Origin of the sequence: Stenotrophomonas sp. 278, assembly GCF_003935715.1 — a bacterium.
In the GTDB taxonomy this organism is placed as follows: domain Bacteria; phylum Pseudomonadota; class Gammaproteobacteria; order Xanthomonadales; family Xanthomonadaceae; genus Stenotrophomonas; species Stenotrophomonas maltophilia_AH.
The window spans coordinates 13,117-35,291 of sequence record NZ_RHPP01000027.1; the positions used below are offsets into that span (position 1 = coordinate 13,117).

Below are 22,175 nucleotides of genomic sequence, written 5' to 3' on the forward strand. Positions count from 1 at the left end.
TTGAAGCTCCTATCAGGCTGCGAGGGGGTCAACGGCGGGGTCGCCGCTGGGTGGTTGCTCTGTCGGTGGGGGCTGGGTGCCGCCCTGCGGCGGAGGTGCGCTGCCGGGCACGCCCTGGGCCGGCATGGCCGGCTGGGTGCCATCGTTCTGCGGGATCAGCTGGTCGATGTCGAAGCGCTCGCCGCTGCGCTCAGCCGTCAGGCGCATCAGTTGTTCCATCGCATCGGCCATTGCCTCGTTGGAAGCGCCGCGCAACTGACCGATCTGGGCGATGCCGGTCTGCAGCAGCGGCAGCAGGTTGGCCCACGACTGACGCTCTGCCGAGGTATTGGGCTTGCCCGACGAGCCGGCGCGGATCTCGATGCGCAGGAAGTTGCTCAGGTCGTCCGGCCCCTGGTACGGCGGCCAGAAGGCCGCATCACCCGCAATGAACCGAACGTCCTCGTCGGTCATGTAGACGCGCGCGATCTCGCAGGTGTACTGCGCCAGATCGCTCAGGGCAGACTCCATGTTGTCGCGGCGGCTACTGCTGCGGGCCATGAACCCGCTGTTCTGGATCTCCGCCTCGGTGGCGGTACGATCGGTGTTGACCGAGCCGGCCATAGCCTCCTGAATACCCCAGATGCGCTCCAGCGCCTGTTCGATCTTGGTCCGGTCGTACGCTGCCTGATCCATCTGCGGGTAGGTGACAGGCATCAGGATGGCGCGCAGGTCCGCATCGGGCGTGACGGTCTTGACCGCGACCATTTCACCGACCTGCGCCTTTTCGAGCTTCTTGGCCTCGGCCGGCTCCAGCGCGCCTGCGTTGAACGCAGTCTTGGGGATGATGCGGCGGCGGTGGTCCACCTCTGCCGACATGCTGCGGTTGTACTCGTCGGCCAGCTTGATCGAGCGGCTCACCAGGCTCTGCGGGTGGCGCTGGCCGTCCACCGAGGACGTGCAGAACAGGAAGTATGGATAGAACCGGGTCGTGGCCGGCGGGTTGAAGCCAGGCTTCACCCAGAACGGAACGCCAGTAATGCCGGTCAACACGGTGTTGCTCACCGCATCCCAGATTTCGACCATGCGCACGAAGCCTGCGCCGCTGCCCTCCGGGTTGGTGGCCGTGTAGGCGTCTGCGTCCTGATCGGTCAGCTTCTCGCCAATGGTGCTGACGCTCTCGTTCGTGCCCATGACAGGCTTGCGCGGGTAGTAGCGGGTCGCCTTATTCAGGATGTTCTCAGCCACCCCTTTCAGGTCGTACTTAGCCAGATGCGGGCCGCACTGAGCCAGGGCGTCTTCATAGGCGACGAACGAAAACTCGCAGTTCCAGGGGGCATCCAGATGATTGGCGATGGCGAACCCGGGCGCGACTTGGAAGTTCTCGCCCTCCACGTTGTCGACCACGTAGCCGCGTGCCACGACGCGCTCAGCGCCAGCCTGGATGGTTGCCAGCTGGCGTTCCAGATCGGCGACCTTGGCCTCTTGATTCTGGCCGAACACGCCCTTGACCGAATCCCATGCCCCAGCGATCAGGCCAGCCGATCCGTCCTCCAGCTCGGCTTCGAGCGCGCGGGCCCGGGCGATGTTCTGCTGCAGGTCGTTGATGGCCGTCTGCGTCTCCGGCGCGATCGCGGTGCGTTCCTGCCAGGACGCCTTCATGATCCCCACGCCGATGGTCAGCGAGGAACGGCACCACGGCCTGCCGCGGCGCTTGAGGCTCGCATCCTTCCACATCTGGGTGCCCACGGCCTCCAGCGTGTCGGCGAACTGCTTCATTTCCCGCGACTTGCGTGAGTACTGCTTGCGCAGCTTCAGCACTTCGTCGTTGACCAGCTTCTCGACGCCACCCTGGGTGAGGAACGCCTCTTGCGCCTGCATGCTCTGGGCCAGGGCCTGCTGCTGGTCGACGCCCATCGCGGTGAGCTCGGTGGCCACCTGCCGGCCCACCTCCATCGCGTCGGCCTCGGCCTGCTGCTGCAGCTGCATCATCAGCTGCTCGTTCGACTCGATCACATCCCGAATCTGCTCCGGGCTGGGCATGCGGTGCGCCGGGCCGGGCGACACGTCGAAGTCGGGGTTCCGGGCGTAGAGGAACGCCTCCAAGTTGTCGATGTTGGTGCCGATCAGGTTCGCATCGACCAGGAACCCGGAATCACCACGGGCCTGACGCCGGTCGCGGGCGTACTGCCGCCGCGCCTCCTTGTCGTACTCGCGGGCTTCCTCAATCCGTGCCATCCAGCGCTTCACGTCGGCCTGTTCACGGCTCAGGCGCTGCGCGCGGGCGGGATCAGGGTCTGCGGCCAGTGCAATACCGGTGTCGAGGGCGGCGATCTGCTGCTGGTCAGCCATGGCGGTTTCGCTGGGTCATTTGCCCCAACGATGCCGCTACGGGGGAAGGCTTCAACGGTAGTAGCCGGCTGCCTGCTCGTCTTCGGCGCGATCTGCGGCGTCTCGCTCTCTAAACCACTTCTCGGTGAACGGCGCTGGCTTGGGCGGCTCGGCCTCGGGCGGCAGGCTCCCGTGGGCCATCAGGTCGATGCCGCGGCCGAACAGGGTGCACACGTCCACCATGTCGTCTCGCCGGCCATCCTCGCCGGTGAAGGCGCACAACTGGTCAATCAGGCGGTCGCCCCAATCGGTGTTGGGCACGTGCACCGAGCCGGTGGCAGCGCGGGCGGCAAAGCCCAGCGCGCGGTCCGCCTTGCTGCCGGCAGATGCCAGCGGCTCACGTGACACGAAGGTCTGCGTTTCCTTCATGGCGCGGCGGATAGCGCCATCGACCGAGCGAAGGATGACGCCCTTCTCCTCGAACGCCTTGATGGGCTTGTTACGACGGATCATCTGCAGCCAGGCGCGAATCCACACAGAAGGGTCCTCCTGCCCGCTCCACCAGTCGGTGAGCCAGGTGTCCCCGGTATGGTCCATGCCCATGCAGCCATGCTCGGTCCAGTCGGGATCGGCCTCGGGATCGTCCGGGTCGGGAGCGCCGGCATAGTCGCTGGACAGGTAGTAGCGCATCCCCTTCGGCTGGTCGCCCAGGTTGAAGCGCTTGAACCAGTGCCGCTTGAACAGGATGCCGGCCTTGCCGCGCGGCTTTCCGCCGAAAATGTGGTCGTGCAGGTCCTGGGAGATGGCGAGCGTCTTGAGCCGCTCCTTCTCCATGGCCTCGTTCCACCAGGGGTTGTCCTTCCAGTTGATCTGGATGACGATCGCGTCGGGGTCATGCCCGGTGACCCAGCGCTTGTAGGCGTAGTCGTCTTCCTGATCCGGGTTGAAGGTGACCCAGATTTCCGCCCCGGTGGTGCGGACGATGGTCGGAATCAGCTTGTTCCAGCTGTTGGTCGAGACGTTGGACGCCTCTTCCACCCACACCAGGGTGGCACCCTCGAACGACTTGATGCTGTCAGCCGTGTGGTCCTGTAGGCCCGAGAAGCTGAATGTGCTGCCGGTCAGCAGGCAGGTGATGCCGTCCTCGGCCTTCTTGTTGACCTTGAAGTAGGCCGAAAGCCCCATCTTGAGGATGTAGTCCTCGATGACTCGCTTCGAGGACTGCGCCACCGACTTCTGGATCTCGCGCAGGCACAGGATGCGGTGCTTGGCCTGCATCGACAGCATGACGAGAATCTGCGCCACGCTGTGGGACTTGGCCGAGCCGCGCCCGCCGTACAGCACCTTGAACTGCTTCGGCTCCAGCACCGGCACCAGCTTGACCGGCAGGGAGAGCGGCGTATGGGGCTCCAGCTTGCGCGGCTGTGGCGACTTTACGGCCCGCTTCATTCGTCCCTGGCGGGCGGGGCCACCGGCATGATGTAGAACGGCGGCGGCGGCGGCAGCTTGTCGCCGTCAGCGTCGGCCAACTGCAGCTTCTCGCCGTAACGCTTGGCGTTCTCCTTGCCCGACTGCCACTTGATGGCGTCCATCATGACGCGGGCGGCCGATGGATCCAGCTTGCCGGTGCGAACCTCTTCCATGATCTCGTCCAGGCGCTCGAACCGAGCATCAGCCCGGCTCGCGCGCGCGCGCATGTATTGCTGCCGGAAGCTGGCGGGGTCATCCTCAGTCCCTCCAGCGTTCGAGGCCAGCCACCTGAATATGGTCCTCGCGTCAGGCAGGCCGTCCATTGCTCCGATGGTGGCAACGCTGTCGCCTTGGGCAATCAGCGCGCACACTCGCTCTGCCAGGTCCTGCGTGTAACTGCTCGGTCGGCCAGTCGGCTTGGCAGCCTTTTTGCCTGGGCTGGCCTTGGTCTGCTTACGAGGTGCTGCCATGCTCCACCTCGAACAGCCGAATGGGAACGCCCATCAGGTACACCTCGCCCTTCCTGACGGAATCAATCCGCAGCTGGCGACGCCCCCGTGTCGTGTGGGCAATCTCTGCCACCAATCCATGCGCCTGCCCCGCTGTCAGCAGCAGGCAGTCAGGCATGCGCCCATGGCCTCGCTGGTGGTGCCGGAGAACGTCACAGGCCCAATCCATCAGTTTGTAGGTCATGGGGTGGCCTCCGCGTGCAACCGCGCCTGCCCCCGAGCTGTGATGCCAAAGCGCTCGCCCTGCTCCTGGGCATAGCCGTGACCTACCAAGGCGTCGAGCAGGCTGTCGCCGCCGCGGTGGTGGTCGCGCCACTCCTGTCGGCTCAGGCTGAACTCGCGGGCGAGATATTGCAGGCCCTGGGTGATTGCATCTTCCTGGATCACCACAGGGCCTCCTCGGTCGCGCGGGCGGAAAGTGTCACGGTCCCGGGTTGCAGCCCGTCCCCGCCGCCACAACGTGGCAACCCGCTCCCTAGGTGCTGGCTGTTACCCACCTGCCAGCTGGGGCCGCCGATACAACCCTCGGCGGAGGGGCGATGAATGCTGGTCATGCGGCGGCGTCCATCTGGGCGAACAGGTCCAGCTGCACTCCAGAGTCCGGGGCCGGCGCGGTCACTGCTGGCGGAACGATCCCCAGATGCTCCCGAATGTCGTCCAGCACGTCCGCAGCGGCCTGCGAGTCGGACCTGCTGAAGCGGTACGTACCCACCAACCAGGGCCAGTACGGCGAGCGCGCGGCCAGTCGGGCCATCTCCACCGCCACAGGCTTGTCCTCGGCCAGCACGAATGCCTGCGAGGTTGCTGGGTCGATAAGCAGATAGCTGGCCACACCACATGCGCGCTGGTTCTCCGTGATTCGGGGGACGATTCGGGACACCGCCTCCATCGGGCTGGCTGGGTCAACCACGCACAGAACGCGGGGCTTCCAGACCTGTCGGAAGGCAGTAGTAGTTCTACCGGCGCGCGGCGCGGCTTCAACGGATTTGCCCATGTTTCGACCTCCCCTGTGGAGTGCGGTCACGGTGGTCATGCAGCTGTCTTCCGCTCGTACTTCCGAACCTCGCGGCCCAGGGTGTAACGCATTAGCCGGTGCCGGCCGACTCTCGTCAGATGCCCGAGGGCGGCCATGTTCCCGAGCTGCACGAAGATCCGGACGCGAGCGTTACCCGACGCTTCCAACCCGTCGGCGATGTCCGAGGCGAAGTGCCAGCCGGGGTTGGCCGCGAGCCAGGCGCGGATGTCTGCGGCGCGGCTCAAAACAGTTCCTCCACCCAGCCACCGCCCTTCCCCTTCGGGCGCGCCATCACCGCGCGGAACCGGAACGGGTACTGGTCGGCGGCGACCTTGATCTTTGCCCTGGCATCGTCTTCCCAGAAGCCCTTCACCTCATGCATCTCCAGCACGCCATCGGCGGCCATCACGGCAAAGTCAGGGGTGTAGAACGTCTTGTCAGCGAGGCGCAGCTTCACGCCCTCGAACCGACGCCACTGGATCTCGCCAGCGGCCTGCAACAGGGCGAGGTGCGCGTCATAGGCGGCCTCAGTCTTATTCATGGTGCCGGGCTTCAACCGGCCGAGCGCGTAGTGCTTCATGCTGCGGCCCTTATGAGGCCCTGCTCGAACAGCTGCAGCAAGGTGCGTTCGTGGCCGCGCTGCCAGATGTCAGCCTTCTCCTCGCGGGTGAAGTGCCGACCCTGGTCCAACTCCCTATGGCAGGCCCGGCAACCACTGGCAAAGAAGCAGTCATGCGCCTTGAGCGCCCCGCCCTTGCCGTGCCGGCTCTGGTTGCTGTGACAGGGCTCGCCCGGGCCTCCCTCGCACACCCCGTCGATCTGCAGGGTGCAGGTGAGCTGGTAGGCCAGGTCGAGCAGTGATCGGTCGCGATAGTTGCCGTGCATCAGTAGTTGCTCCCCGGCTGGCCCGGCTCGTTGCTGCCGGTGCAGGCGTTGCGGTGGTCGGTCGCCTTCGGGCAGCGCTTGTTGCCGCACACCTGGCACACGATCACCCGCATGTCGTCCAGGCGCAGCGGGCGGCAGGCATGGCAGCCGCATTCGTCTGCCTCGCTCGGCATGCAGTGGCGGCAAAAGACAGGGCCACCGCCGCAATGCACGCACTGACTCGACTCCCGGCTCAGGATCGTGGGCTTCGGCCGACTGACGATCCAGTTGCTCCAGACGCCGCGCGCCCAGGCCACGGTGTAGAAGCAGCACAGCACCACGATGCCCCACTGCTCAGCGCTGATGGCTGCGACGAACCAGAAGGGCTGGCCGGATAGGCCGAACAGGCAGGCATGCCGGCGCGCCCGCTCACTCTTGGACTGGGTCAGCCAGATGGCCGTGACACCAGTTGCGGCAATTGCGAGCTGGGCGATCATGCGGCACTCCGGTCGTAGGCAACCCAGCGGATGCCCTGCTCGGCACCCCAGGCATAGATGAACTCGATCAGATCGGCGCATGCCTTCTTGCCCAACCCGCTGGTGCGCACCGGGATCAGCTCCACGCCGTTACCGTCCAACGCCGGCAGGATCTCGATTGGCTTCCCCTCGGCGCGCATCCAGGCGGCCACCAACAGGCGCTTCCACGTCTCGGCGTCTCGCTTCTTGCCGGCCCATTCCAACTGGCCGGCCAGCTCGGTGATCAGGACGTGTAGCAGGGCGTTCTCGGCCAGCGTGCGCTTCGGCTCGCTCACCGTGACGTCGAAGTCCTCGCCGGCGGCGACCCGATGCCGGATTTCCGATATCGCCGAGTCCATCACCAGGGGGCGGCGCGGGTTGTCGTGGCGCAATGCGAATAGGCGCTTATCGGCCATCACAACACCTCCGGGCGAACGGCGATCAGTTGGTCATAGGACTCTGTGACCGTGTGGCAGTTGGTCAGCATGTCCAGTAGCACGTCACGCATCGCCTCAGTCGGCTCCACCGGCACCAGCACGTAGCCAGCCGGCGGGGTGAGGGCGGTGCGCAGCGCTCTCATCACGACATGCAGGTTAATTACCGTCATCATCGAGCCGTACTCGAACGCCTCGTCCCGAAGGTCCCGGCACTCGGATTTGAGCAGCTCCCGCGCCCTCTTCTCGATGTCGCTCATGCCGCAATCCCCCTCTTGATCTCTGAATCCCGTTCATTCAAGCCCGCCTGCCACGCCTTGCGCAGCTGGTGGCCGTCCTCACCCATCGCAAACATGGGCACCGCGCCTCGGTCTTTGTGCGCCTCGCGCATCCAGCGGCCGGATTGCTTGGCGCTGCGCAGCTCGTCAGGTGTTGGCATGGATGCCCTCCCCCGCTTCGATCACGCCATCCGAGCCCATCGCCTCGACCTCTGCCGGGGACAGGTGCAGCTCGCGGGCAATCTGGTCCATGTGCTTCTGGACCTCTTCGCGCGTGGCCGGCGTCACCTCGCGCTCTTCGTGCCCGATTTCGGCCACTGGTTCGCCCGGCAGCTGGCCGCCGCGCATCACGAACTCCTTGGCCTGGTCGTAGGCTTCGGCCAGCAGCTTGTCGGCCTTGTCGGAGCTGGCGAGGCGGTAGCGGTGCCCGTCGAGGTACTGCCACACCAGCCGGCTGAAACCGTCCTGCCGACCAACGTCAGCGCGCACCGCGGCGAACGTCGGGATGCCCAGGCAGCGCAGGCGGAACTCGGGCAGCGTCGGCGGCCAGGGGTCGGCACAGGCGATGCTGCTGCCGATACCGTCCGCCACCTGCTGCGGCGTGAGGCCGGCCATGCCCTTCGCCCACGTCTGCGCGGCGCTGCCGGCGGGGTCGTCTCCGTAGGAGCTACTCCAGCGGTGGCCGTAAATCTCAGCCATGCGCAACCAGAGCTGTTGCATGACCTTCGAGGACTGCGGAGCTGGCAAGGCGCTGCTGCTCGGCTTCGGCGCGGTCGATGTTGGCTTGAACTCGTTCGGCAGGTGACTGGCGGCGTGTTGCATGGGCGTTTCCGGTGGCGATGACGGGCGCTACAGCGCCCTCGGCATGGCGTGATCGGGCGGTGGTGATCGCCCAGGGGAATGGCTTGCCGACAGGTGGGGCACGGCTCAGGCCCTCCCTCACCGTGTCGGCGAGCATCTCGGGGGTGACGCCCTCGGCCAGCGCGGCCAGCAGCATCGGGTGGCTGGGGTTCGTCGTGTGGCAGCCAGCGGCGCGCATCAACCGGCACGCGCGCCCGGCGTCGCTCGCGCCCTCAGAGATCTCTGGTGCTTGAGTGGAGGTATCTGGAGTAAGACTGGTGTCTGGTGTCTGGTGAGCATTGCGTTCGTTATGCGTTCGCATTCCGTCCGCATTGCCATCGCATTGCCTTGGCTGTGCGGACCTGCCCCACCGGGCATTGGCGCTGGCCCTGGCCTTGTTCTGCTTCTCCTGATACCGCTCGATTTCCTCGTCGGCGCGCTTGTTGTGCCAGCCATCGCCCTCCAGCACGAAGAATTCCTCCAGCACCACCTGCACGGCCTCCAGCTCTTCCGGCGACCGCGCGCCGGCCAAGCGCGCGACCTGGCGCTGCTCGGCCGGCAACGGCTCTTCCTGAAGGTAGTAGCGGCGCAGCAGGCGCGAGTAGATCGCGTCCTCCAGCAGAGACAGGTGCGCTGTCGCTGCTGCGTAATCGCCGATGTGATGCTCGTAGTAGTTCATGGTCAGGCTGCGCGCGGCGTATCGTCCGTGGAGCGATTCACCGGGTGCCACGTCACGCCGCTGCGGCCATTGCTCGCCGCGCACTTGCGGACTGTCCCGCGCCGAATGAGGCCCTCCCTTTCGACCTCCGGAAGCCGGCGCGCCAGCACAAACCGGTCGATGCCGGTGGCGCGCGCCAGCTCCAGGCTGGTCATTCCGGGGTGTTTGCGTACAGCCGCAGCGGCCTGCGCCTGCTGCTGGGCCTGTTTGCCAGAGCCCACGATGAAGTCGGCAGCCTCATGGCTGCTGCTGGGGTCGTCGTTGCGTGCTGGGTGGTTCATGGCGTACCTCTCTCGGGATTTTTCAGGCCCTGAATAGGGACGACCGTCCCCTGTGTCTGCGGCAGGCGGAACATGTCGTCCAACCCGCGCTTAAACGCGGCCTCTGCCGCTTCCTCGACCGTCACTCCCAGACGGCCTGCCACCTGCCGCAGCGCTTCCATTTCCGCCGGGCTGAGATTCGTTGCAATTTCCACAGGGCCTCCCCTGGGCCGGGAACGGGCCTTCAGGCTGCCTGCAGCTCGCGGCTACCCTTCTGCATGCTCTGGACGCCAGCGAGCAGGACCTTGCGCACGAACACGGCGCGCTGCTGCTGGTTGAACCGGGCGAGTGCCTCGACAACGGCGAGCTCGTCGTCGTTCAGGCGGATCTTCACTTCGTTGTCGCGAATGTGGGTGGGGTCTGCGTACATGTCCGTAGGGGGTCAGTGATGGGTGGTTACTTGGGGCCCGTCCCCGCCGTAGCATTGGAGTTGCGAGACAACCTCAACTACGACGGAGACAGGGATGAACTTGGAACAGTTGGAACGGAAGATTCAGCAGCTGGAAGGCCGAATCGTGGGATTCGACGTGCTGATGAACGTTGTGCTTCGGGAATGGGGCAACCCGCCGGAAAAGGTCATGGCCTATCTCCAGCAGACTCAGCACCGGATGATCGCGACGAGCCTTCCTCACCCGTGCTGTTCGGACGCGCACATGGAGGGGCTGGAGCATCAGTTGAACGAGGCGATCGCCGCTCTGCGTGGACGAATCGACTACCCGGAGGAATGATCCGGCCGCGCTCGTCCAGCACCAGAACCGGCATTCGCGGGTCAAGCCGCACGGCGCACCCCCTTCTTCTTGGGGGTGTCGCCGAACACGTCGGGCCGCAGCAGCTCGAGGAACTGCCGTCGTGCCGGAGGAATGCCGTTCGTGCGCCACTCACTCACGGAGGGCGAGCGGACTTTGCAAAGGCGTGCGACTGCGGCGGTTCCGCCCAGACGGTCGATCACTTCGGAGTCGGGAGTCTTGTCCATGCCGCGAGTATAGGTGCGCCTATGACGTTGTCAATAGGTTCGCCTAAATCATGTTTCGGTAGGCTTACCTGATGGAAGCGTGGGCCCGACGAATTAAATCTCTGCTGGACGAAAAGGGGCTGTCTCAAACAGACCTCGCACGCGCCTGTGGCCGCTCCCAACCATCCATGTCCCAGTGGTTCAGCGACACGGCGTCGAAGCCCGCTACCAAAATGATCATGGGTGACAACCTTCTGGCTGCCGCTCGCTTCCTTGGAACTACTCCCGAGTACATCCTCACCGGTGAGGGGCGCAGCACCGCGTCTCAACCTACGCGACCCGACTTTCAGAAGATGGCCTCGGCGGTACTCTTGCTGAGGCATTACCTGGATTTTGCCGGCTCGCCAGCCGACTGGATCAGCGACCCCGATATGCTGGATATCGCCTATGAAGTGGTCGAATCGTTCGGAGGCCCAGTGCGCTCTGAGAACGTTCTCGACCTGACGAAGGCGCTAGCAAAGAAGATCAGGGGGCAGGATGATGCAGGACAAGGATCGATTCGAGGAACTCGCAAGGCGGCTGGCGGCACGAACTAAGCAGTTGAGCGCGGGCGAGGCGCACCGCCCTGCCCTCGCACTGGTGAGTAGCCGGCAAGCAGCCTCCATGGACAGCATCGTCCGTGAATCACATTGTCGGATGATTCGCCACTTCCGACGGCGCTGGGGTCACCCCATGCAGCTGCTCATCGACCAGGCTTGCTTCGGCTATGCCGGGGTCGAGCAGCTCCCCGATGACGACCTAATCCAACTTCACCGAGATCTTGAACGCGCGGAAGACTGCATGCGAGACGGGATCTCGTTCGAAGACGCTGGCCTGCTCCGATCCCGATACGGTTAACTGAACAGAATTTGATTCGTTCATAAAAATATAGGTGTTCCTATAGGCTCGCCTATTGACCCGAGCCATAGGTACGCCTATCTTTTCTCCATCGCCCCACACCACCCAATTCCGGGCCGGGGCATGGAGACGAAGATGACCCAGCAGTCGCAGCAGCGCTTCACCCAGACCCACGGCGGCGTCCTGACTGTGATCGACGCCAGCACCGGCCTGGAGTGGATCGCCAAGCCGCTCAGCGAGAAGAAGTCCCACCAGGGCGCGATTGATGCCTGCGACGCGCTGGACTTCGCCGGCCACACCGACTGGCGTCTGCCGACCACGAAGGAGCTGTACTCGCTGGTCGACCTGAGCCGGATTGAGCCGGCCATCGATACCGCTGCCTTCCCCGACTTCCCGAAGAGCGGCTGGTTCTGGACGAGCGATCTGTACGCGGGCGTTGCCTCGTGCGCGTGGGACGTCTACTTCGGCAACGGCGGCGTCAACTACTACCACCGCAACAACTACGGGTTCGTGTTGGCCGTGCGCCGCGCCAGTCAGTAATTGGCCTTTTTGACATAGGGGCAATGACATGAACGCAGATTGGAAGATTGCACGTAGCGACGACGAGGCAGACCGCGCAGACGAAGCGCGCGCCGAGTGGATCGCCCAGCGGGCCAATGATCTGAAGCTGGAGTATGCGACCGACAGCAAGAAGGTCGGTGAGGCGGTAGCGGACTTCTTCCTGGCCGATGAAGACACGCTGGTCCCGAACCTGACGCAATTTTACCTAGACCAGCCCAGCGGATCGCAGGCCGGCTTCACGCTTCACGACCAGCTGCGCGAAGCCATTGCCCCGATTCTCTGGGAGTACGCCGAAGACGCGGCCGCCGAAGAGTGGAACCGGCTGGAGCAGAACGCCATGGAAATGGCGGCGGATCGGAGGGAAGCGGCATGAAGTTCGTGACCGAATCCGCATTCAACGATCAGCCGCCGGAGATGGTGGAGCTGACCCCGCTCGATCCCGCCCTGGTCGCTCGCGTCCGCCGCGAAAACCTCAACCGCCTGAGCCGTCTCAACGGCGAGCAGCCCTCCCCCACCTACGACCCGGTTACCGACGAGGACTTTGTATGGCTGCCGTGATCTACGACTTCCGCCAGTTCCAGACCGTGCGCGAGAACGTGCAGAAGGCTGGCCTGAGCCCCGCGCCGCTGTTTGCAAAGCTCCGTGCGGCGCAGCGTGCCGGCGACCGTGGTGCTGCAGTGGTCGCCGAAGCCCAGCGCCTCCGCCGCATGTTCCGCGACGAGCTCGACCCGAAAGGTGCGGCATGAGCGCTGAACAGCTTGTGCAGAACGTGACGCGTGAAGTGTCCCGGGCCTTCTTCATCTTTGGCGGCATCGCTGGGCTGATCGTCGGAGCTGCGGCGTCCCTGTTGATTCAAGGAGCATTCGCGTGAACGCATTCCTCTCAGCAGTTCTCTACATGGTCATCGGCGGAGTTGTCACCGCCACCCTGATTAACGCCAAGGCCAAAGACTGCGGCCCCCAGGAAGTGAAGAGCGACGAAGTGTTCTACATGGTGGCGGCGTGGCCCGGGTTTATTACGGCAGCCATTGTCACTGAAGACGACGCGCCCAAGCCCTCCAGCTGCAAGCCGGCGAGTGACGAAGGCCAATGACCCCCGATTCCGAGCTTTCCCGCCTCTTCGCCCAGGCGTTCCCCGAAATCCCGAAGCCGGCCCCGCTGGCACCCATTGACCCTGTAGACGCCGACGAAGCAGTGAACGGCATCTGCGTGGAAGGAGACGAAGCGTGAAGCACCTCACCGCGCCCTTCATGTGCGTCCTGGCTGTCGGCTTCTTCGCCGCGCTGCTGGTCCGCGCCATTCAGACCGACGCCTATTCGTTCGTGGTGTTTGGCATCGCCGGCTCTATCGCCTTCTCGATCCTCTGCTGGATGGAAACCCGCAAAGCATGGCCTGCGTTCCGGCGTGCGATGGAGCGCCGCAAGCAGATGCGCATCGCCCCGCCCTTCACCCGAATCAAGCTCCAGAAGGAAGACCTGCATTGAACGCCATGACCGAATCGCCGACATCCCTGACTGCGCAGCCGCGCCAGCAGTTCGACCTCAGCCCGCAGACCTTCGAGCAGGCGCTGCAGTTCTCCGACATCCTCGCCGAAAGCGACCTGGTGCCGAAGGACTTCAAGGGCAAGCCGGGCAACTGTCTGATCGCCATGCAGTGGGGTGCCGAGCTGGGCCTGAAGCCTCTTCAGGCTCTGCAGAACATCGCCATCATCAACGGCCGCCCGGCCCTGTGGGGTGACGCAGTAATCGCCCTGGTGCGCAGCTCGCCGCTGTGTGAATACATCACCGAATCGGACGATGGCGGAACGGCGGTGTGCCGTGTGAAGCGCCGCGGCGAGTCTGAGGAAGTCCGCACCTTCAGCATGGAGGACGCCAAGGCAGCCGGCCTTGCCGGCAAGCAGGGGCCGTGGACGCAGTACCCGAAGCGTATGCGCCAGATGCGCGCCCGCGCCTTTGCGTTGCGTGATGTCTTCCCTGACGTGCTGCGCGGCATGCCCATCGCTGAAGAGGTCATGGATATTCCTGCCGGCAGTGAATCGCCGCGCTCAACTTCGAGCATCACCGCCGACAAGGCGCTGCCGCTGTACTCGGAGTCTGATTTCGCGGCAAACCTGCCGAAGTGGTGGGACATCATCGCCAGCGGCAAGAAGTCAGCCGAGGACCTGATCGCCACGCTTCAGACGAAGGCGAGGTTCACCGCCGAGCAGCTGAAGGAAATCCGCAACCCGCCCACCGACGTTGACGAAACCACCGAGCAGGACGAGGAGAGCTGAGCATGAGGACCGTTGAGCTGATCCAAGGCACACCGGAGTGGCACGAACACCGCGCGCAGCATTTCAACGCCAGCGACGCGCCGTCCATGCTCGGCGTCTCTACCAACCACACTCGCACTGACCTCCTGAAGGAATTGGCGGCAGGCGTGCCGCGCGAGTTCAGCGATTTTGTGAAGGATCGTGTGATCGACCCGGGGCATGAGTACGAAGCCCAGGCGCGCGTCATCGCGGAGCAGATCGTCGGCGAAGACCTGTACCCGGTCACAGGCGTGAGCGGCAAGTACTCCGCCAGCTTCGACGGGCTCACCCTGCTGGAAGACACCGCTTTCGAGCATAAGCGCCTGAACGAGACGCTGCGCGAGGCCATGTTCGACGGCTGCACCGGGACGGATCTTCCGCTCATGTACCAGGTGCAGATGGAACACCAGTGCATGGTGGCCGAAGGCTGCGAGCGTGTGCTGTTCATGGCTTCCGAGTGGAAGCGCGTGGGCGACAGCTGGGAGCTGGTGGAAGAGCGCCACTGCTGGTACACCCCGAATCTGGAGCTGCGCTCGCGCATCGTGACGGGCTGGGCCCAGCTGGAAGCCGACGTGGCCGCGTTCGTTCCTGCACCTGCCGCCGCTGCCCCGGCCACTGGCCGCGCCCCCGACCAGATGCCCGCGCTCCGAATCGAAGTGACCGGCATGGTGACCGCTTCCAATCTGGTCGAGTGGAAGGAGCAGGCCATCGCGGTGTTCCAGGGCATCAGCCAGGAACTGGTCACGGATCAGGACTTTGCCGACGCCGAGAAGACGGTGAAGTGGTGCGGCGAGATCGAGGACCAGCTGAAGGGCGCGAAGCAGCACGCCCTGAGCCAGACCGAGAGCATCGACCTGCTGTTCCGGACCATTGACGAGATCAGCGCGCAAGCCCGGGAAACCCGGCTGGCGTTGGACAAACTGGTGGCGAAGCGGAAGGACGAGCGTCGCACGGAGATCGGCAACGCCGCCCGCCGCGCGGTGATCGATCACGTCCAGGCGATCAACCAGACCCTGGGTGCGCACGCCCTGCCGATGCCTGCAACGCTGGTGGCCGATATCGCCGCCGCCATCAAGGGCAAGCGCTCTTTCGCCAGCATGCAGGACGCCGTAGATACGGTGGCCACCAACGCGAAGATCACTGCCAGTCAGGCGGCCGATCGGATCCGCGCCAACATCCGCGTGCTGGAAATGGAGGAAGGCACCTACGGCGCGCTCTTCCCGGACCGCGTGCAGCTGTGCGCCAGCAAGGCACCGGAGGATCTGCGGAACCTGATCGCAGCCCGCATCGGCGAGCACAAGAAGGCCGAGGAAGAGCGCCTGCAGCTCGAGCGTGACCGCATCCGCCAGGAAGAGGCGGACAAGGCCCGCAAGCAGCTAGAGGCCGAGCAGGTAGCCGCGCAGCAGCAGCCGGACCCGGTGGCCTTGGCTGAGCCGGTGGACGAGCCTGCGCAGCACCAGCACCAGCGTGCGGTCGTGGGCCTGGTGCGCACGCCTGCAGTTGCACCGGCAGCCGGCCCGCGCGCCGTCGTGAAGGTCAAGCTCGGCGACATCAACGCCCGCATCGCGCCGCTGACCATCAGCGCCGAGGGTTTGGCAAAGCTGGGTTTCAACGCCCTGCCTGAGAAGGGTGCCGCGAAGCTCTACGACGACGCCCAGTTCCTCGACATCTGCAATGCCCTGTCTGCCGCAGCACTCCGTGCGGGCAGCGAATGGCTGCAGACGGCTGCCTGATCCCCACAGGCAGCAGCCCGCGCCGGCCGGGCATCCCCAAAGCCGGCAACCTATTCCACGGAGTCCAGCATGCGTAACCAGCTCGACATCTTCGACCACGACCCGGCACGGCTGGCCGCATTGAGCCGGGAGGCAGCACAGCTCGCGCTGGCAGCCGGCGACCAGGGCTACTTCACGGCCAGGGAGCGCTACGAGTTCCACACCGCAGAAGCCGAGCGCCTGGAGCGGCTGGCCGGTATGGGAATGACTGCATGAAGAGCTTCGCCGGAAAAGCCAGTCTGCGCCTCGCAGCACCGGCCCATATCACCGCCCGAGACCTGCTTCGCCGCCACTTGCATGAGGCGCGACTCGATCTGAAATGGCTGGCCGACGCCTGGGGATGCAAGCCGTTCAGCGTGTGGCGCTGCTTCCAGAGGGTCAAAGCGCCAATGCAACCCAGGCAAATCGAAGCTGCCATCACCGCCCTGGAGCTTGACGACTTCGACGCCAACGAAATACGCCTCACCGCCGCCCGCGAGGCCGGCTGGAAGATCGACCCGCAGTTTCTCCTGAGCAACACCCCATCCACCCGCAAGGAGTCGCAATGAACGCAGTAACCATCCATACCGGCGGTGCCTCGATCACCATTGATGGGTCGAGCATCAGCGTGCAGCAGGTTGAGAGGCCGCTGCCGAACCGTGAGCTGGGCATCGATCAGTTGTCCCGCACCGTCGGCCAGGTCGCCGTGACGCACACGAAGCTGTTTGCCGACGGAACTACCGCCAACAACAGCGGCAGGAACTTCTCTCGCACCGAGCATGTGGCCATCATCGACCACGCCACCGGCCTGATGTGGGCTGTGGAGTCCATCGGCGACGAGGACGGCGACCCGATGAATCACGCCGCGTGCGTCAAGGCTGCCGGCGAGCTGCGACTTCTGGGGCACGACGACTGGCGTCTGCCGACCCGCTCCGAGCTGGCCGCCCTGGTGGACGACACCCGCACTGATCCGGCCATCGATACCAGCCTGTTCCCGCGCGTGAAGCCGCATTGGCACTGGACCAGCACGGACTACGCGGGCGGTGCCTCGTACGCGTGGGGCGTCCACTTCGACCACGGCCACTTCGGCTCCTACCACCGCGCCTACGACGGGTTTGTGTTGGCCGTGCGCCGCGCCAGTCAGTAATTGGCCTTTTTGAGAAGAGCTGAGCGATGACTTCCAGATTCCAGCCCCCGCCGATCATCAAAGCGTCCGAGAGGTTGCTTGTGGACATTGAGAAGGCCGTGCGCGCGTTCCCGCGCTATCACCGCTACGCAGTTGGTTCAGACCTCCGCTCCAAGGCGATGGAGGTTCTGACCGGTGCCGGGCGCGCATGGCGGGACCGCGCGTCCCAGGCGCGACTGGTCGGCGAGCTGGTCTGGAAGGTCGACGAGCTGAAGCAGTACCTGCAGGTTGCCCAGCTGTTGCGTGCATATAGCAGCTTCGGGCAGTTCTGGGAGGTACTGTGATGGTTGCTCGTACCCACGGCATGACCAGGGAGGCGGACGGCCGGCGCGGCCACACGTACACGGTGTGGGCCACTATGCGTCACCGCTGCAGCAACCCCAAGGCTCGGCACTACCCCCGGTATGGCGGTCGCGGCATCTCCGTGTGTGAACGGTGGTCCGTGTTCGAGAACTTCTTGGCGGACATGGGCGAGCGCCCGGCTGACAAGCAGCTCGACCGAATCGACAACAATGCCGGGTACAGCCCCGAAAACTGCCGCTGGGTGAGCGCGAAGGAGAACGGTCGGAACAGGTCGAACAACCGTCTCCTGACCCTCAACGGTGAAACCCTCCCTCTCGCCGCATGGGTGGAAAGGACCGGATTTAGCCTCGCAACTTTGCAAGGCCGCGTGCGAATGGGCTGGCCCGATGAGCGCGTTCTGACTGAGCCGGCGCGCGCCCGAGGCGAGAAAAGGCACCTCACTGTCAACGGCGTCACTAAGCCATTGAGCGCCTGGTGCGCGGAGCTTGGCCTGAGCGCCACCACGGTTCGCCACCGGCTCCAGAAGCAGGGGATGACCGCCGCCGAAGCCTTGGGACTCAGCTGATGCGTCGCATCCACACCCGATTCCCCTGGCTGCACTCCGCAGCCCGACCCCGCCGATTCAGCCTCAAGGCCGAGCGGCGCACCCTCACGATCAAGTGGCACCAGCACAAGGAGCAGGCATGAACACCATGATTACTGACGCGGCGCTCCCGGCTGTTGCCCGGGAGACTCTGCCGTGACCTGCAAAGGCCCCAACTGCAATGCCAGTAAGGACAACGGTCACCGCCATAGCAGTGAGTGCCTGTTTGAACACGCGAGACAGGTCGCCAGCGGGATCGAGAGCGTAACTATCGGCGCGACGATCCCTGACCACTACACGGCTATCACTTGGCGTGGTCACACCTTCGACCTTGAATCGCTCCTGTCCAATTCCGAATCAAAGAAGGACGCAAAGTCATGAGCTGCCCGCACGGAAATCCCGAAGAAGCATGCGACGAGTGCGCTGCGCTTGAAGCGAAATGGGATGCTGGCTTTGCCGCAGGCCGAAAGCAGGCTGAGGCTGATTTCGCCGCCCGCCAGCCGGTGGGTGAGGTGGTGGCTTGGGGCGTTCGGATCGGAGATTCGGACACGTGGGGATACGTCGAAGTCGAGAGTGACGCCGATTTCATTGGCAAGCAGTCCGGACTCCCGTATGAGAAGAAACCCCTCTACGCCGCCCCGCCCCGGCAGACCTCGCAGGCCCACTTGGAAGGCCTGGACCGCTTGCTTGGTGAAACCATCGATCAGCGCGACCGCTACCACGAAGCCGCTGACGAACTTGCCGAGAGCATCGAGCGCATCACTGGCGTGGAAATCGGCGAACACAGCAGCGCGAACTTCCCATGGCAGAACGCCATTGAAGCGGCCGAGGAGTACCAGCCTGCGCAGGTCGAATGGCAGCCAATCGAGACTGCGCCGAAGGCAAAGCACCCGATGATCGTGGTGATCGCTGTATGGGACAGCTATGTCAGCGACGTGTACGGGGTCTTCTGGGACGGCAAGCAATGGGCTCGCTGGCCCCACAAGGCGCAACCGACCCATTGGATGCCGCTGCCAGCCGCTCCGGCGATCGACAGCCAGGGGAACGGCAATGGCTGACCAACTGCTGCTCACCGCAACGAAGTGGGCCATCTTCGCCGTGCTGGTCGTGATCGGATTCGTGCAGGTCTGGGTGGCTGTCCAGATCGGACGCGCTCTGCGGGCTGGGTGGCGGTGGTGCAGGAAGGCGGGGCGGCATGGGTGATTACTCCGCAGAAATCCTATGGTTCCTCGGAGCCGCAGAGCGCCTGAGCCGTGGTCCGCAATCAACCACAGCCGTCGCGCGGCAACTGTCAGTGCGTACACCGGATGCCTCGAAAGAGCTGAAGCGCATGGAGAAGGCGGGACTGATCAAGCGCCATTTGCCGTGGTGCAACCAGGGCTTGAATTTCTGGAAGCGTGCGGGAGGGTCATACGATGAATGATGCTACTGACCACCGCGTCGTTGGCCGCGAGCTGGCCGCGCTGTCGGGCGTGGATCTCGCACGCGCTACGCCGGCAACCGTTCGTATCTGGGATGCGCGGGGACTCGCCCTGCAGGCGCTCGCCCGCGGCGACATGGCCGAGGCCGTAAAGGTCATGGCGCATGCTGGAGGTTCCGCATGATCCGCCAGCATCGATATGACCCTACGACCCTCTCCGGAGCGATCAAGCTGCGCGCATGGGACATAGGCGTTCCACTGACTAAGCTGGCTCCGATAGTGGGAATGAGGCCGGATTCACTGAGGCAGCGCCTGTCGAAGACCCGCGGGAAGCGATCTCTGCAGCCGTGGCAGGTGACTGCCATTGCGAAGGCTTTGGGACTGGACGAGAAGGACCTGCACACCCTTGCCGCTCGCCATGAGGGTTGGAAGCTATGAACCCTCAACTCTTCCCCCGCCAGCCGCGCCGCATGCGCCAGCCGCCGAAGGAGGTGTTGCGCGAGCAACTTGTAACTGCCGCTGATGAGTTGATCCGCCTGCGGGCGGAGAACCAGCGCCTGCGGGATGCAGCCCATTCCACCGCCGAGCAGCTGCGCGCTGCCTTGGCTATCGCCGAAGGAGGACAACATGGCCCGATTCAGCCAGAAGACCGCCAGTGACGTGTGCCTCTCCCGAGAGGAAATGCGGAGCCTGTGCGGCACGCCCTACAGGGAGAAGCAGCTGGAATTCCTGATCCTCAACGGGATCGCGCACTACAAGGGGCTGGATGGCCGGCCCCGGGTGCTGTGGGCTACGCTGGAAGGCGCGCCGGAGGCCTCCGTGGCGCAGGCCCGCGCGGTCGCGGAGTGGAAGCCGAACAAGGTGGCATGAGGATGGGCAGGAAACCGAAGAAGGCCGGGGCGATCCCCCGGCTTCGTGAGCGCCGGCAGAAATCTGGCATCACCTACTACTATTACGACGCTGGCTTGGATGACGACGGCAAACGCAAGGAACTGCCGCTGGGCAGCGACTATGGGCTGGCGCTGAGGGAATGGGCCAAGCATGAGGGCGGTCGGAAGACGCCGGCCGTAGCCGTGCTGACGTTCCGCACCGTCTGCGACTCGTACCGCCGAGAGGTGATTGTGACGAAGGCAGCACGCACGCAGCAGGACAACCGGAAGGAGCTGGACAAGCTGCTGGGCTTCTTCGATGACCCGCCGTGCCCGCTGGAGGCCATCACGCCTGTGCGGGTGCGCCAGTACCTGACATGGCGGACGAAGGGCGGCACCGGCATGGTGCGCGCGAACCGGGAGAAGGCGCTGCTGTCGCACATCTGGAACTTCGCCCGCGACAAGGGCTACACCGCGCTGCCGAACCCCTGCGCCGGCATCAAGGGCTTCAAGGAAACCGGGCGGGATGCCTACATCGAGGACGACCAGTACCAGGCTATCCGCGCCGCGGCGGACACCGTTGTGCAGGACGCGATGGATCTGGCCTACCTGACGGGCCAGCGGCCGGCCGACGTGCTGCGGCTGACGGAAATGGACGTTCGCGACGGGTCGGTGAACATCAGGCAGGCGAAGACCAGGGCGAAGCTGCGCATCGTGGTCGAGGGTGAGCTGGCGGTGCTGCTGGAGCGCCTGCGCAGTCGCAAGGCGGGCCAGAGTGTGCGCAGCACCTACCTGATCGTCAGTGAACGGGGAGAACCCGTCAGCGTGGCCATGATGTCCAGGCGCTGGGCCAAGGCGTGCGCGGCGGCCGGCGTGGAAGGCCTGCAGTTCCGTGACCTGCGCGCGAAGGCGGCGACGGACAAGGCCGAATCGGCCGGCGATATCCGCGAGGCGCAGCGGCAGCTGGGGCACACGACCGTCACGATGACCGAGCATTACACCCGGCAGAGGCGCGGCCAGAAGGCGACTCCGACTCGCTGAATCCGCTCCGCAACGGATTTTTGAGTCCCGCCACGCAATGGTTTGGAAGGTGCAGAAGGTTTCCGATAGCGGAGCGGAAATCGCGGTGAAAGCCTTTCACCACAAGGAAACAGGCGCGGACTCAAAATCCGCCGCCCTTAAAAGCGTGTGGGTTCGAGTCCCACCTTCGGCACCACTGGCACCTAAGTAGTTGAAACCCTTGTCAGAGAAGGGTCTCAGAGGCAGACTTCCAGAACTGCTTCCAGAATAACTACCAGAACGTGACCTCCCCGCAGTACCTCACTCGACGCAAGAACGGCGTCTATTACGTCCAAGTCCCTGTACCTCTACGCCTTCGAGCAGCAGTGGGGCAGCGACTGCTTGAACGCTCCCTCAGAACGCGCGACGAAACGGCGGCCCACAGGCTCAAGCATGCCGTCATTGCTGACTTCCAGCGCCTGATCACGAGCGCTGAGAACGCCCCCCTCCCCCCTCCGGCTCCTCAGCGCTCTTGGCGCTTGCTCGCGAAGTGGAGGCCGGTCGCGAGTCGGAAGACGGGTTTGACGCTTTCGCAGAGAGGTATGTAGCCGGGCACTCGCTAGACAGCGACGGCGATCCGATCCTGGCTCCCACAGATCTTGCGAATGTGCGGAAGGCTTACTCCATCGCGAACGGCTCCTCCGCACTTCTACTTGAAAGCTTGGCCGAAGGCTGGCTGTTGCTTCTGAAGAGCAAGCGAATCAAGACCCAGACCGTTGAAGAGCGGCGGTCACACCTGCGGCGACTCATTGCATTTGTAGGCACCGATGCACGACCGGATGCACTTACGGATGAGTGCGCGATCCGGTTCGTCGAGCAGGTACTGAATCCGGCTGATCTTGTGCTCGAGCGGAAACGCTTCATCCTAGCTACATGCAACAACTTCAGTCGCTGGCTAAAGGTCGGGTTCTACCCCGATATCACGGACGGTTCTAAAAGAGCTGCAACCTTCTGATCCTGCTTGGCGACCCTTCTGCGCATCCTAGGGTTGTGGCGTCGCTCGATGTAGTCAAACACATCCGCTCGTGCCGC

The 22,175-nt window shown here is 64.6% G+C and carries 43 protein-coding genes, 1 tRNA gene and 1 pseudogene; 25 read left to right on the forward strand and 20 right to left on the reverse strand.

Going from position 1 to position 22,175, the window contains the following annotated elements; translation table 11 throughout:
* Positions 1–12: 12 nt before the first annotated feature.
* From EGJ34_RS06715 to EGJ34_RS06800, 18 genes are all read right to left on the reverse strand, one after another.
* Positions 13–2,331 carry a hypothetical protein gene (locus EGJ34_RS06715; protein WP_125359728.1) on the reverse strand — a complete coding sequence of 773 codons (2,319 nt, stop codon included), beginning with the start codon at positions 2,329–2,331 and terminating at the stop codon, positions 13–15.
* A 51-nt stretch (positions 2,332–2,382) separates the two neighbouring features.
* Positions 2,383–3,759 carry a PBSX family phage terminase large subunit gene (locus tag EGJ34_RS06720; protein ID WP_125359729.1) on the reverse strand — a complete coding sequence of 459 codons (1,377 nt, stop codon included), beginning with the start codon at positions 3,757–3,759 and terminating at the stop codon, positions 2,383–2,385.
* Entirely contained in the window at positions 3,756–4,250 is a 495-nt protein-coding gene (locus EGJ34_RS06725; RefSeq protein ID WP_125359730.1) for a hypothetical protein, read from the reverse strand. Before EGJ34_RS06725 ends, EGJ34_RS06720 begins: the two co-directional genes overlap by 4 nt.
* Positions 4,234–4,473 (reverse strand): hypothetical protein, encoded by a 240-nt coding sequence (locus tag EGJ34_RS06730; protein ID WP_125359731.1) that lies wholly within the window; start codon positions 4,471–4,473, stop codon positions 4,234–4,236. Before EGJ34_RS06730 ends, EGJ34_RS06725 begins: the two co-directional genes overlap by 17 nt.
* The gene (locus EGJ34_RS06735) at positions 4,470–4,676 is read right to left on the reverse strand and encodes a hypothetical protein (RefSeq protein WP_260476920.1); all 207 of its coding nucleotides are present in this window, start codon (positions 4,674–4,676) and stop codon (positions 4,470–4,472) included. Before EGJ34_RS06735 ends, EGJ34_RS06730 begins: the two co-directional genes overlap by 4 nt.
* Positions 4,677–4,839: 163 nt before the next feature.
* Positions 4,840–5,283, reverse strand: a complete 444-nt coding sequence (locus EGJ34_RS06740; protein ID WP_125359732.1) for a hypothetical protein — start codon at positions 5,281–5,283, stop codon at positions 4,840–4,842.
* A 35-nt stretch (positions 5,284–5,318) separates the two neighbouring features.
* Positions 5,319–5,549, reverse strand: coding sequence for a hypothetical protein (locus tag EGJ34_RS06745; protein ID WP_125359733.1), 231 nt, complete (start codon positions 5,547–5,549; stop codon positions 5,319–5,321).
* Positions 5,546–5,845, reverse strand: coding sequence for a DUF1064 domain-containing protein (locus EGJ34_RS06750; protein WP_260476921.1), 300 nt, complete (start codon positions 5,843–5,845; stop codon positions 5,546–5,548). Before EGJ34_RS06750 ends, EGJ34_RS06745 begins: the two co-directional genes overlap by 4 nt.
* Before the next feature lie 35 nt (positions 5,846–5,880).
* Entirely contained in the window at positions 5,881–6,189 is a 309-nt protein-coding gene (locus tag EGJ34_RS06755) for a nuclease domain-containing protein (protein WP_125359735.1), read from the reverse strand.
* Positions 6,189–6,665: a hypothetical protein gene (locus tag EGJ34_RS22505; RefSeq protein WP_221740388.1), complete on the reverse strand. Its 477-nt coding sequence runs from the start codon at positions 6,663–6,665 to the stop codon at positions 6,189–6,191. The genes EGJ34_RS06755 and EGJ34_RS22505 overlap by 1 nt, the downstream gene beginning before the upstream one ends.
* Positions 6,662–7,099 (reverse strand): recombination protein NinB, encoded by a 438-nt coding sequence (locus EGJ34_RS06765; RefSeq protein WP_125359736.1) that lies wholly within the window; start codon positions 7,097–7,099, stop codon positions 6,662–6,664. Before EGJ34_RS06765 ends, EGJ34_RS22505 begins: the two co-directional genes overlap by 4 nt.
* Positions 7,099–7,377, reverse strand: coding sequence for a hypothetical protein (locus EGJ34_RS06770; protein ID WP_125359737.1), 279 nt, complete (start codon positions 7,375–7,377; stop codon positions 7,099–7,101). The genes EGJ34_RS06765 and EGJ34_RS06770 overlap by 1 nt, the downstream gene beginning before the upstream one ends.
* Positions 7,374–7,556, reverse strand: coding sequence for a hypothetical protein (locus EGJ34_RS06775; RefSeq protein WP_125359738.1), 183 nt, complete (start codon positions 7,554–7,556; stop codon positions 7,374–7,376). Before EGJ34_RS06775 ends, EGJ34_RS06770 begins: the two co-directional genes overlap by 4 nt.
* Positions 7,543–8,094, reverse strand: a complete 552-nt coding sequence (locus EGJ34_RS06780; RefSeq protein ID WP_185750085.1) for a hypothetical protein — start codon at positions 8,092–8,094, stop codon at positions 7,543–7,545. Before EGJ34_RS06780 ends, EGJ34_RS06775 begins: the two co-directional genes overlap by 14 nt.
* Positions 8,087–8,914: a YdaU family protein gene (locus EGJ34_RS22675; protein WP_260476922.1), complete on the reverse strand. Its 828-nt coding sequence runs from the start codon at positions 8,912–8,914 to the stop codon at positions 8,087–8,089. Before EGJ34_RS22675 ends, EGJ34_RS06780 begins: the two co-directional genes overlap by 8 nt.
* Before the next feature lie 2 nt (positions 8,915–8,916).
* Complete coding sequence (locus tag EGJ34_RS06790; RefSeq protein ID WP_125359739.1) at positions 8,917–9,234, reverse strand: winged helix-turn-helix domain-containing protein; 318 nt, start codon at positions 9,232–9,234, stop codon at positions 8,917–8,919.
* On the reverse strand, positions 9,231–9,428 hold the full coding sequence (locus EGJ34_RS06795; protein ID WP_125359740.1) for a hypothetical protein: 198 nt from the start codon (positions 9,426–9,428) through the stop codon (positions 9,231–9,233). Before EGJ34_RS06795 ends, EGJ34_RS06790 begins: the two co-directional genes overlap by 4 nt.
* A gap of 29 nt (positions 9,429–9,457) precedes the next feature.
* Entirely contained in the window at positions 9,458–9,643 is a 186-nt protein-coding gene (locus EGJ34_RS06800; protein ID WP_125359741.1) for a hypothetical protein, read from the reverse strand.
* Between the two features lie 94 nt (positions 9,644–9,737).
* Between EGJ34_RS06800 and EGJ34_RS06805 the strand changes: the two genes are divergently transcribed.
* A complete protein-coding gene (locus EGJ34_RS06805) occupies positions 9,738–10,001 on the forward strand; it encodes a hypothetical protein (protein ID WP_125359742.1) in 264 nt (87 codons plus the stop codon).
* 41 nt (positions 10,002–10,042) lie between these two features.
* Here the strand turns inward: EGJ34_RS06805 and EGJ34_RS06810 are convergent, their stop codons facing one another.
* Entirely contained in the window at positions 10,043–10,246 is a 204-nt protein-coding gene (locus tag EGJ34_RS06810) for a Rha family transcriptional regulator (RefSeq protein ID WP_125359743.1), read from the reverse strand.
* A 71-nt stretch (positions 10,247–10,317) separates the two neighbouring features.
* On the opposite strand from EGJ34_RS06810, the gene EGJ34_RS06815 reads away from it, so the two are divergent.
* The 24 genes from EGJ34_RS06815 (at position 10,318) to EGJ34_RS22150 (ending at position 22,098) form a co-directional block, all read left to right on the forward strand.
* Complete coding sequence (locus EGJ34_RS06815; RefSeq protein ID WP_125359744.1) at positions 10,318–10,821, forward strand: helix-turn-helix transcriptional regulator; 504 nt, start codon at positions 10,318–10,320, stop codon at positions 10,819–10,821.
* Positions 10,822–11,257: 436 nt separating this feature from the next.
* A complete protein-coding gene (locus tag EGJ34_RS06825) occupies positions 11,258–11,662 on the forward strand; it encodes a DUF1566 domain-containing protein (protein ID WP_221740389.1) in 405 nt (134 codons plus the stop codon).
* A 28-nt stretch (positions 11,663–11,690) separates the two neighbouring features.
* Positions 11,691–12,056, forward strand: a complete 366-nt coding sequence (locus tag EGJ34_RS06830) for a hypothetical protein (RefSeq protein WP_125359747.1) — start codon at positions 11,691–11,693, stop codon at positions 12,054–12,056.
* Complete coding sequence (locus EGJ34_RS06835; RefSeq protein ID WP_125359748.1) at positions 12,053–12,241, forward strand: hypothetical protein; 189 nt, start codon at positions 12,053–12,055, stop codon at positions 12,239–12,241. The genes EGJ34_RS06830 and EGJ34_RS06835 overlap by 4 nt, the downstream gene beginning before the upstream one ends.
* The gene (locus EGJ34_RS06840; protein WP_125359749.1) at positions 12,229–12,429 is read left to right on the forward strand and encodes a hypothetical protein; all 201 of its coding nucleotides are present in this window, start codon (positions 12,229–12,231) and stop codon (positions 12,427–12,429) included. Before EGJ34_RS06835 ends, EGJ34_RS06840 begins: the two co-directional genes overlap by 13 nt.
* Positions 12,426–12,554 carry a hypothetical protein gene (locus EGJ34_RS22680; RefSeq protein WP_260476923.1) on the forward strand — a complete coding sequence of 43 codons (129 nt, stop codon included), beginning with the start codon at positions 12,426–12,428 and terminating at the stop codon, positions 12,552–12,554. Before EGJ34_RS06840 ends, EGJ34_RS22680 begins: the two co-directional genes overlap by 4 nt.
* Entirely contained in the window at positions 12,551–12,775 is a 225-nt protein-coding gene (locus EGJ34_RS06845) for a hypothetical protein (protein WP_125359750.1), read from the forward strand. The genes EGJ34_RS22680 and EGJ34_RS06845 overlap by 4 nt, the downstream gene beginning before the upstream one ends.
* A complete protein-coding gene (locus tag EGJ34_RS22135; protein ID WP_185750086.1) occupies positions 12,772–12,912 on the forward strand; it encodes a hypothetical protein in 141 nt (46 codons plus the stop codon). The genes EGJ34_RS06845 and EGJ34_RS22135 overlap by 4 nt, the downstream gene beginning before the upstream one ends.
* Positions 12,909–13,166 (forward strand): hypothetical protein, encoded by a 258-nt coding sequence (locus tag EGJ34_RS06850; RefSeq protein WP_125359751.1) that lies wholly within the window; start codon positions 12,909–12,911, stop codon positions 13,164–13,166. The genes EGJ34_RS22135 and EGJ34_RS06850 overlap by 4 nt, the downstream gene beginning before the upstream one ends.
* 5 nt (positions 13,167–13,171) lie before the next feature.
* Positions 13,172–13,954, forward strand: coding sequence for a recombinase RecT (locus EGJ34_RS06855; RefSeq protein ID WP_125359763.1), 783 nt, complete (start codon positions 13,172–13,174; stop codon positions 13,952–13,954).
* Between the two features lie 2 nt (positions 13,955–13,956).
* Positions 13,957–15,705: a YqaJ viral recombinase family protein gene (locus tag EGJ34_RS06860; protein ID WP_125359752.1), complete on the forward strand. Its 1,749-nt coding sequence runs from the start codon at positions 13,957–13,959 to the stop codon at positions 15,703–15,705.
* 69 nt (positions 15,706–15,774) lie between these two features.
* Complete coding sequence (locus EGJ34_RS06865; RefSeq protein ID WP_125359753.1) at positions 15,775–15,960, forward strand: hypothetical protein; 186 nt, start codon at positions 15,775–15,777, stop codon at positions 15,958–15,960.
* Complete coding sequence (locus tag EGJ34_RS06870; protein ID WP_260476924.1) at positions 15,957–16,292, forward strand: hypothetical protein; 336 nt, start codon at positions 15,957–15,959, stop codon at positions 16,290–16,292. The genes EGJ34_RS06865 and EGJ34_RS06870 overlap by 4 nt, the downstream gene beginning before the upstream one ends.
* On the forward strand, positions 16,289–16,870 hold the full coding sequence (locus EGJ34_RS06875) for a DUF1566 domain-containing protein (RefSeq protein WP_125359754.1): 582 nt from the start codon (positions 16,289–16,291) through the stop codon (positions 16,868–16,870). The genes EGJ34_RS06870 and EGJ34_RS06875 overlap by 4 nt, the downstream gene beginning before the upstream one ends.
* Before the next feature lie 26 nt (positions 16,871–16,896).
* On the forward strand, positions 16,897–17,193 hold the full coding sequence (locus EGJ34_RS06880; protein WP_125359755.1) for a four helix bundle protein: 297 nt from the start codon (positions 16,897–16,899) through the stop codon (positions 17,191–17,193).
* Between the two features lie 158 nt (positions 17,194–17,351).
* Entirely contained in the window at positions 17,352–17,777 is a 426-nt protein-coding gene (locus tag EGJ34_RS22140; protein WP_185750087.1) for a hypothetical protein, read from the forward strand.
* 395 nt (positions 17,778–18,172) lie between these two features.
* Positions 18,173–18,853 (forward strand): DUF551 domain-containing protein, encoded by a 681-nt coding sequence (locus EGJ34_RS06890; protein ID WP_125359757.1) that lies wholly within the window; start codon positions 18,173–18,175, stop codon positions 18,851–18,853.
* Between the two features lie 137 nt (positions 18,854–18,990).
* A complete protein-coding gene (locus tag EGJ34_RS06895) occupies positions 18,991–19,218 on the forward strand; it encodes a hypothetical protein (protein ID WP_125359758.1) in 228 nt (75 codons plus the stop codon).
* On the forward strand, positions 19,211–19,399 hold the full coding sequence (locus EGJ34_RS06900; protein ID WP_125359759.1) for a hypothetical protein: 189 nt from the start codon (positions 19,211–19,213) through the stop codon (positions 19,397–19,399). The genes EGJ34_RS06895 and EGJ34_RS06900 overlap by 8 nt, the downstream gene beginning before the upstream one ends.
* 250 nt (positions 19,400–19,649) lie before the next feature.
* Positions 19,650–19,874, forward strand: a complete 225-nt coding sequence (locus tag EGJ34_RS06905) for a hypothetical protein (protein ID WP_125359760.1) — start codon at positions 19,650–19,652, stop codon at positions 19,872–19,874.
* The gene (locus EGJ34_RS06910; protein ID WP_125359761.1) at positions 19,843–20,085 is read left to right on the forward strand and encodes a DUF4224 domain-containing protein; all 243 of its coding nucleotides are present in this window, start codon (positions 19,843–19,845) and stop codon (positions 20,083–20,085) included. Before EGJ34_RS06905 ends, EGJ34_RS06910 begins: the two co-directional genes overlap by 32 nt.
* Positions 20,086–20,087: 2 nt before the next feature.
* A complete protein-coding gene (locus EGJ34_RS06915; RefSeq protein WP_125359765.1) occupies positions 20,088–21,125 on the forward strand; it encodes a tyrosine-type recombinase/integrase in 1,038 nt (345 codons plus the stop codon).
* A gap of 73 nt (positions 21,126–21,198) precedes the next feature.
* Positions 21,199–21,300: transfer RNA gene (locus EGJ34_RS22145), tRNA-OTHER, on the forward strand.
* A 315-nt stretch (positions 21,301–21,615) separates the two neighbouring features.
* Positions 21,616–22,098, forward strand: a complete 483-nt coding sequence (locus tag EGJ34_RS22150; RefSeq protein WP_185750088.1) for a hypothetical protein — start codon at positions 21,616–21,618, stop codon at positions 22,096–22,098.
* Here EGJ34_RS22150 and EGJ34_RS06920 read toward each other — a convergent pair.
* Positions 22,053–22,175, reverse strand: a pseudogene (locus tag EGJ34_RS06920) (IS3 family transposase); the annotation flags it as partial. The gene EGJ34_RS22150 and the pseudogene EGJ34_RS06920 sit on opposite strands and share 46 nt — an antisense overlap.